This window comes from Bacillus cereus group sp. N6, assembly GCF_016483705.1.
GTDB classification, from domain to species: domain Bacteria; phylum Bacillota; class Bacilli; order Bacillales; family Bacillaceae_G; genus Bacillus_A; species Bacillus_A wiedmannii.
Map to the genome: position 1 here is coordinate 1 of NZ_JAEHBI010000192.1, position 653 is coordinate 653.

Genomic DNA, 653 nt, shown 5'->3' on the forward strand with positions numbered 1-653 from the left:
AAAAATTCTCTAGCATTTGGCACTTTTCCAAGTCCACTAGAGAATACATTTACTACATCAAAGTTTTCATATCGATGTATTTCATCATAAATAACACAACCATCACGAAGTCCGTCTTTTGAACTTGCATTAGATGTGTGATATTGCATAACGCTTTTTGTATCCTTACCAAGGATTTCAACCTTAGTTCGATAAAACATATCTTCTAATACTTCTTTACCTTCAATTACATCATACACTTCACGAAAAGAAACTTTCGCTTGTTTCTCGTTGTTAGCCACAATTGAAACATTGTATCGATCTATTCCGTGCAGCGGACTAATAAAGAAATGGCATAATGATGAAATTAAACCATTTTTACCACCACCACGAGCCATCATAATTAAAAATTGCTCGTAAAAAACAGAATCATCTTCTTTATAGAAAAGAAAAACGAATGCTGTTAGGAACTTTTGGAATGGTTGTAATTCAAAGTACCATTTCTCAGTGAATTTTATATAATCCTCATGCATTTCATTATCGAAATACAAGTCATCACGTATGAAGATGTATTTCTCCAGGTATTCAATTAGCATAATGCGCTCTTTATTTAGCTTAATTTTCCCTGTCTTATACATTTCAATATATTCATCAACGTATTGATTTTGAATCAT

General features: G+C 31.9%; 1 protein-coding gene. It reads right to left on the reverse strand.

Features of this window, described 5'->3' with window-relative positions; all coding sequences use genetic code 11:
* A partial coding sequence (locus JDS99_RS30855; protein ID WP_242475823.1) for a terminase large subunit domain-containing protein occupies positions 1 to 653 on the reverse strand: 653 nt, incomplete at its 3' end.